Below are 7,688 nucleotides of genomic sequence, written 5' to 3'. Positions count from 1 at the left end.
GACTGACACTCAGGCACCCGGACATCGGCGACATGATCGGGGACTACAAGGTGGTGGGGTTCTTGGGCGCGGGGGGCCTCGGGATCGTCTACAAGGTCGAGCGCGGTGGGCTCTTTTTTGCGTTGAAGCTTCTCTTGGTTTCCACGCTGGACGGCAGGGGCAAGCGGGAGATCGGCATTCTCATTCACCTGGAGAATCCCGGTGTCGTCCGCTACGTGGGCTCGGACTTCTGGCCCGACCCGGCTAACGGCCATCCCTATATCGTGATGGAATTCGTGCCGGGCGACACGCTCTTTGCGTTTGCCTACGGCCAGAATCCATCGGCGCGGAAAGCGACGCGCATCGTTTTGGAAGTGGCGGTGACGCTCGGGGAGGTACACGCGGCGGGCGTGTTTCACCGGGACGTGAAGCCGGAGAACATCCTCATTCGGGAAGGGAGCGAGAAGCCGATCTTGATTGATTTCGGGATTGGTTCTCTTGCTGGTGCCCCGACTGTCACCGGCTCGCAGCTCCCGCCCGGGACAGAGGAATTCCGCTCCCCTGAGCAGATCCGGTTCCATCGCGCCAATCCAGACGGCACGGATCAATACGAGTACGGGCCCGCCGACGAGATGTGGGCGTTGGGCGTGGCCTATTACTGGCTGCTGACGGATGAGCTGCCTTTTGGCGAGCGCACGGATGAAGGTGGGCTGGATGGACTGCGCGAGCGCATCTTGACGCACAGGCCGGATGCGCCTCACGTCGTCAATCCGCGCGTGCCGCTGGCAGCCTCGCTGCTGTGCATGAGGATGCTTGCTGAGCGACCGGAGGAGCGTTTCCCGGTGGTTGCGACGCTGTGCGCGGCTTTGAATGAGTCCCTGTCCACCGCGGAGAGCGACGCCACCTGGGATGTGCCGCTCGGGGACCCGGACGATCCGCAGCTCACCACCACGGCCGAGGACCCGGAACGGCAAGAGGCGAGCGAGCAGCGGCGTGCGTTTCTAAGGCTGAGGAAGCAACGCCCCCGGCGCGGGCGTCCCCTGCCGAGAAGGGACCGGGTATTCCTCCTGCCCGAGCAGATGGCAGCCCCACGGGTCCCGCCAGCAGCCGCACACCCGGACGAGTTTCCCAAGGTGGACGCTCCGGGCGTGGCCGCGCCCGCTGGGGGGCACGAGCCGCCCGTTCCGAGCGCCCCGGTGCCGCCAGCTCGCGAACTCGAGCCCGCCACCGCCACTCACCAACCCCGTCGCACCGCGTGGCGCCTGGGGCTCGCTGGGGCCGCGCTGCTGGTGGCCGTCGTTGCCCTGTCCGTGGGCGCGAACCTGGGGGGGCCTGGCTCTACAGGTCGCACCAGCGAGGCAGGGCTGGAGGTGCCGCTACCGTCCACGTCCCCCGCCACCAGCGCAACCGATGCAGGCGTGCGCGGTCGTGAAGTGGCGCCCGATGCAAAGGCGCTGGAATCTTTCCCCGGAGGAGACGCGACACCCGTTGGGGCCCAACTTCCCGCGTCTACCGCTAACGCCATGCTTCGCACGTCCGCTCAGACGCCCAAGAACGAAACGCCGAAACCGCAGACGCAAGGTGCGGGGTTCCGCTTCCCGGTGAAGCCCGCAGCCGTGGCGGTCTGTGCGCTGCTCGATGGGGGATGCACCGCGCCCGCTTCCCAGGTGCGCCCCGAGCCCCCCTCGATTACGTGCCCCCAGGGATGGCAGCAGACCCACGAGCGATATCGCGTTAGCTGGGGCGGCTGGGGCACGGTGAACGGGTACACGGGGGAGCCCGGAGAGGCGGCCAGGGTGAAGGATGGCCCCGCTACCCTCCAAGTAGGTATCGTCGGGAGCGTTGGGAGTTTGCCTCACGGCACCCTGCTTCTGGGAAGGTTGCAGCTTGGGGACGACCGCCTTTACGGCGCCTTCACCGAGGCAAAGATTCCAGGCGTGGGGACGCTCCCCGTGTGTTTGGCTGTTGGCCTGGACGAAAAAATGCCCTTCAAGGACGAGCACGGCAAACGGTTCTTTTGCCCCCCTGGCTTGGGCACTTGCCTTACTCCTGGAAGCAAGCCCGGCACTGCCAAGACACCCTCGCGCATTCCTCTCGCTCGGCCCACCGGGCAGCCCTGATTATTGCCGTGCCCTTTGGAGGTTGAGTTTCCGTGCTGCCTTCGTCTCCTGGTGCCCTCCTGGTGATTGCCCTCCTCTCTGGTGCCGCGCAAGCCGCAGAACCGCCACCCGTCCCCCGCTGCGCCGCGACAGCTCGCTTTGACTTGGCCACAGGCGCCCCGGAGGGAGCGCCGGACGTGTGCGCGAGCGCGGACGAGACGACGACCTTCGTTTTTGACTCCCGCGTCGCTGTGGGGGCGGTGGAGTTTCAGCGAGGGGAACGCCTCGCGCATTGGGCACTCGGGCAAGACGGGCTGAGTCTCTACGCCACTCCCAGGGCGGACTATCTGCCAGGGGAGCGGGTAAAGGCGACAGTGCGCTTCGCGGATGGCGCGGCACCAGCAAGCACGAGCTTTTGGCTCGTGGGCCATGCGGCAAAGGGGACACGCCGGGTGGAGGTGTTCCGGCAGCCGCGCCCGCCCGAGGTGCTCAAGAAAGAGCGTGACGAAGCACAGGCCGAAGCGCGCCAGTGCCAGGAGGACAAGGCGCGGCTGCTGGCCGCACGAGAGGGGCCGGGCGGGCTCATGGGGGCCGCATGGCTGGAGGTGGCTGGGAGCCTCGCGTCTCTGCCCCTTGACGGGGAGTTGAAGCAACATCCGGCCAACGCGCTCGGGTGGGATAGAGCCTGGAGCTACAGCTACACCCGCACGGGTGAGGCCCGACCGGCAAGCGTGGCAGTGCGGCTGCGCCTGTCCAACCCCGGCGCCGAGCCCTGGACGCTGGCGGGGGCGGTGCTGGTGGACTCGGCGGGGGAAGAAGTGGCGCTTGCCGCGTGGCAAGAAGCCCCCATCGCGGCGGGCGGCGCCGGTGCGGTCGTGGTGGGCACTGCGCGAGAGGCCGCGCAGCTCGGATGCCCCTGTACCCTCAAGCTATGGGAGCCCAGCGGACCGCGCACCGTCACCCTTGGGGACGTCACATTCCCGGCCGTCGATAAGGCTCGGCGCGACGATGGTGCCGCCACCCCATGATGCACTCGGGCATTGCATGGCCGTCAGGCGTTCGCGACAGGCAACGTTGCTCTACGGGACGCGCACCAACAGCACGAGGTCGGTGCGCACCACTCCCCCGCAGCGAGTGCCTTACCCGTTTCTCCTCGCGCGTGTCCATCAACCAACACCCATCTGTCACCAGGGAGATTCTGGCTTGTCATCCTCCTTTCAGGTCAGCCGCCTGTCCCTCTGTTGAATAAGGAGGGATCGCATTGACCGCTGTGAGGCGAAACCGGAAGTGGACACATCCCCTATGCGGTGAGAGTACAGACAAAACCTAGCAACTCGGCCCCCTCACAGCATCTACGGGCACACTCCCCATCACCGCTCTCCACTGCTGTTTCACCCAAGCCAGCCAGTCGGTCAGCCAAGCGGCCTGCCTCATCCACCGCGAGGCCACCATCCACCGAGAGCAAGTGAACCAGAGATTCCCGATTCGCGTTGGGTCTCAGGCCAGTGAAATAGAGCTTCGGTCCCTTCACAGTTGCATAGAGTCCGATACCTGCACCGAGTTCTCGCACCCGTTTCGCGACCATTTCATTGGAGACCTCGACCATCTCCACTGGCCGATCAACAATAGAATCCACGATCCGCTTGGAAGCACCAAGCGATAGCTTGAGTTCACGACGAAGAAGATGAACGAGATCCACCGAGCGCGGATCGTCCTTCCAGCCAGAGAATACGAGTTGAATGGGGCTCATTTCACACGGACTCGAATTGGGCGAGGCGTGTGACCGGGGCGCGCTCCGGTCGTTCGCGTCGCACCTAGAATGATGACTTCGCTTGCACCACGTGATCGCCCGAACTCACGGATAATCTCACCCATTTCCTTCAAACCGCTTGTTCCGGCTCCCTGACCCTGAATGTGGGCCTGATCAAGCGTGATCGTCCCCTCATCGATTCCGACGTTGCCCATGATTCGAATTTCACCATTCTCGCCTTCTGCAACAATCTCAATCACCCCCTCCTCTTCCGTGACCTCAGTAATCCTCGGTCCAATCTTCGCATCTTGCTGAGCCTTGGTGTTCTCATTGAACAGCGACGTGAACGATAACGATTCCGTTTCAGGCACGGGTCGCGTTTCAGGCACGGGCCTTACCTGGGGACGACCCCTCTTCTCCGCGTAGGTATCCAACGCCTCTTTGATGGCGAAGCCCACCACCACCACGCCCGCGACGATCACCGCCCCCACGATGATCTCCGGTGCCGCCAGCACGCAGACCCCGAGCCCCATTGCAGCGGCACCGGCGGAGGCCACCGCGCATCGCCCCGTGGTGTCGTGGAACTCGATCCGGTCATGGTCGAGCGCATGAAAGCACCGCTCCGCCAGCACGGGCCAGGGCTCGGAGGCTTCGCGGACGGCGCAATGCCCCCCGTCCGTCCAGGGCAGCGTCGCCGCGCGCTGGAGGTTGGCGAGCCTCGGATCCCGGGCCGCTGGCTCTCTTGGGGTGGGCGGTGTCGTTGTACAGGCTGAGAGAAAGAGCAGAAGTGCGAAGCACGCTCGGAGACGCATAGTAGGGTCTTCCATTCGGTCTAGGACCCAGCAGGTCCTGGCGGGGCCGCTCGGAGTATGGAAGCGCGCCCCGACATTCACGAGCGCACGCGAGGGGAGCGGCAGGGGGCCAGGGTGCAGCAGCCGCAGTTCGGGCCATGGTGAGCACCAACGCAGCGCGCAGTTCGAGCACGGTGCAGGGCCCCACAGCGCGAGCTTGCACGCCCCAGCCTCCCCCGGGCCGGTGGGACGGTGAGGCGCGAACATGGGACGCGCTAGAGGGCACCAGAGGGGCGGCTGCTGCGGCTCGGGTCTGGAGGAAGGGATGAGCAGGGCAACCTCTGCTCGGTCCTCTGGATGGCCTCCAGGGCGCTAGCCGTGCCAGTGTGCGCGCGCTCGCGGACAGTGCCGGAACAGGGAACGCTTGCCCGTGGTTGGAGCGGGAGCGAACTGCCCGTTCAGGACGGCCAGGGGAGCGGCGAGCCACACAGCCCGGGATGTCTAGCGGCGGGAGGTGGGCAGCCCCCGCCATGTTGCACGTATGTCGCAGGAGCGTGCGGAATGGACCGGAACGGGGCGGGACAGGAGGGGACGCGGCGGGATATCGACTCCCAAGCATTCCGGGCGGTTGCGAGGTAAGGGCGCGATTCTGCTGGGAGTTTCGCAACGCCCGGCGCGGGTTCGATTCCCACCGCCTCCACGTCCCCAGGAGGGCGAAGTGGCTCAGTGCTGGATGCGCGTGCCCAGCACCTGGAGGAAGCCGGCGATCCACTTGGGGTGCGCGGGCCAGGCGGGCGCGGTGACGAGGTTGCCGTCCACCACCGCGTCATCCACCGGCACCTGCACGTAGGTGCCCCTGGCCAGCGTCACCTCGGGGCCGCAGGCGGGGTAGGCCGTGCAGCGCTTGCCCTCGAGCACGCCCGCCGCCGCGAGCACCTGCAACCCGTGGCAGACGGCGGCGATGGGCTTCTTCGCCTCGGCGAAGTGGCGGACCACCTGGAGCACCTTCGGGTTGAGCCGCAGGTACTCCGGCGCCCGGCCGCCCGGAATCACCAGGCCGTCGTACTGCGAGGCCTCCACCTCCGCGAACGTGGCGTTGACGGCGAAGTTGTGGCCCGGCTTCTCGCTGTACGTCTGGGCGCCGTCGAAGTCGTGCACGGCGGTGCGCACCGTGTCTCCCGCCTTCTTGTCCGGACAGACGGCGTGGACCGTGTGCCCCACCGCCTGCAGGGCCTGGAACGGCACCATCACCTCGTAGTCCTCGACGTAGTCGCCCACCAGCATCAGCAGCTTCTTGCCCGCCATATGGTTTCCTCCGGGTTGAAGACCCGGGAGGAAATAGTACTGCGGGCCCGGGCTCGCGGACTACTCGCCGGCGAAGGCGCGCTGGATGAGGGCGTGGAACGGAGCGTGGCCCGGCAGCGTGCCGAACGTCTGTCCATGGGCACCGGCCAGCCGCGACTCGCAGAAGGTGTCCGAGACCTGCGTATTGCCGGCGCGGATGAGCAGGGAGGACTGCAGCGCCAGGGCGAGGCGCTCGACGATGAAGCGCGAGCGCGACTCGAGCGTGCCCAGGTCATCGAACTGCTTCGCCAGGCTCGCGGCCTCGGCGTCGAGCGCCGGATGCCCACCCCGGGCGGCGAGGATCTCCTCGAACAGGGCGTCGCGGCTGGCCGGCTCGCGGGTGACGGCGCGCAGCATGTCGAGGCACTGGATGTTGCCGCTGCCTTCCCAGATGGAGTTGAGCGGGGCCTGCCGGTACAGCCGCGCGAGGTTCGACTCCTCCACGTAGCCCGAGCCGCCGAGGCACTCCTGGGCCTCGTTGATGAAGGCGGGCGCGCGCTTGCACACCCAGTACTTGCCGATGGCCGTGGCGATGCGCCCGAAGGCCGCTTCCCTGGCGTCGCGGTGGCTCGCATCCACGGACCGGGCCACGCGCGCGGTGAGCACGGTGTGCGCCTCGGACTCGAGCGCCAGGTCCGCGAGCACGTTCATCATCAGTGGCTGCTCGATGAGCCGCTTGCTGAAGGCCTTGCGGTACCGGGCATGGTGGATGGCCTGCACGAGCGCCTGCCGCATCTGCCCGCTTGAGCCGATCATGCAGTCCTGGCGCGTGAGGGCCACCATCTCGAGGATGGTGGAGACGCCGCGGCCCTCCTCGCCCACCATCCAGGCGGTGGCGCCGTGGAACTCGACCTCGGAGCTGGCGTTGCTCCAGTCACCGAGCTTGTCCTTGAGGCGCTGGACGCGGATGGCATTGCGCTCGCCGTCCGGCGTGAAGCGAGGCAGCAGGAAGCACGACAACCCGCCCTCGGCCTGGGCGAGCACGAGGAACGCGTCGCTCATGGGCGCGGAGAAGAACCACTTGTGGCCCACGAGCGCATAGGGCTGTCCGGGCCCGCGGCTTCCGAGCGGATGGGCCCGCGTGGTGTTGGTGCGCACGTCCGAGCCGCCCTGCTTCTCGGTCATGCCCATGCCGAGCGTGACGCCCCGCTTCTGTGCCGCGGGGATGAAGCGCGGGTCATAGCTGGGCGAGCTCACGCGGGGCAGCCATTCGCGGGCGAGCTCGGGCTGGCGGCGCAGCGTGGGCACGCTGGCGTAGGTCATCGTCAGGGGGCAGCTCGTGCCCTGATCGGCCTGGTTGTGCAGGTAGAACAGCGCCATGCGGGCCACGTGGGCACCGGGCTTGTCCTCGTGGCGCCAGGCGAAGTTGGGCACGCCATGGGCCACGGCCTGCTCCATGAGGCGGTGGTAGGCGGGGTGGAACTCCACCTCGTCCAGGCGGTTGCCGTACCGGTCGAACGGGCGGAACCTCGGCTTGTTCTCGTTGGCGGTGAAGCCGAGCTGCATCAGCTCGCCTCCCACGAGGGGGCCGTACTTCGCGATGTCCGCCTCCGCCCAGCCGCCCCCCTCCCGGGTCACGGCTTCACGCAACACCGTGTCGGTGGCCCAGGCGTCGTACGTGAGCGGCGGGGCCTGATTCGTGACCTGGTGCGTGAGGAAGCCATCGGCGATGGAGCGGGGGTCGTTCCCCCTCGAAACGACAACGCCCCCGGGGGACAATCCCGG

The 7,688-nt window shown here is 67.2% G+C and carries 6 protein-coding genes; 2 read left to right on the top strand and 4 right to left on the bottom strand.

From position 1 onward, the window contains the following. Together VFZ09_RS27155 and VFZ09_RS27150 are read left to right on the top strand one after the other, a co-directional pair. A partial coding sequence (locus VFZ09_RS27155; RefSeq protein WP_329730579.1) for a serine/threonine-protein kinase occupies nucleotides 1-2,099 on the top strand: 2,099 nt, incomplete at its 5' end. A gap of 32 nt (nucleotides 2,100-2,131) precedes the next feature. Further along, nucleotides 2,132-3,106, top strand: coding sequence for a DUF2381 family protein (locus VFZ09_RS27150; RefSeq protein ID WP_329730578.1), 975 nt, complete (start codon nucleotides 2,132-2,134; stop codon nucleotides 3,104-3,106). 272 nt (nucleotides 3,107-3,378) lie between these two features. Here the strand turns inward: VFZ09_RS27150 and VFZ09_RS27145 are convergent, their stop codons facing one another. The 4 genes from VFZ09_RS27145 to VFZ09_RS27130 form a co-directional block, all read right to left on the bottom strand. Beyond that, entirely contained in the window at nucleotides 3,379-3,828 is a 450-nt protein-coding gene (locus tag VFZ09_RS27145) for a hypothetical protein (protein ID WP_329730577.1), read from the bottom strand. Then, complete coding sequence (locus VFZ09_RS51725; protein WP_414640749.1) at nucleotides 3,825-4,460, bottom strand: hypothetical protein; 636 nt, start codon at nucleotides 4,458-4,460, stop codon at nucleotides 3,825-3,827. The genes VFZ09_RS27145 and VFZ09_RS51725 overlap by 4 nt, the downstream gene beginning before the upstream one ends. An 882-nt stretch (nucleotides 4,461-5,342) precedes the next feature. Then, on the bottom strand, nucleotides 5,343-5,924 hold the full coding sequence (locus VFZ09_RS27135; RefSeq protein ID WP_329730576.1) for a DJ-1/PfpI family protein: 582 nt from the start codon (nucleotides 5,922-5,924) through the stop codon (nucleotides 5,343-5,345). A 60-nt stretch (nucleotides 5,925-5,984) separates the two neighbouring features. Further along, nucleotides 5,985-7,682 carry an isovaleryl-CoA dehydrogenase gene (locus VFZ09_RS27130; protein WP_329730575.1) on the bottom strand — a complete coding sequence of 566 codons (1,698 nt, stop codon included), beginning with the start codon at nucleotides 7,680-7,682 and terminating at the stop codon, nucleotides 5,985-5,987. Nucleotides 7,683-7,688: the final 6 nt, after the last annotated feature.

This window comes from Archangium sp., assembly GCF_036277355.1.
Taxonomy (GTDB): Bacteria; Myxococcota; Myxococcia; order Myxococcales; family Myxococcaceae; genus Archangium.
Note: the sequence above shows the minus strand (reverse complement) of the source record. Positions and strands in the feature narration are given on the sequence as shown.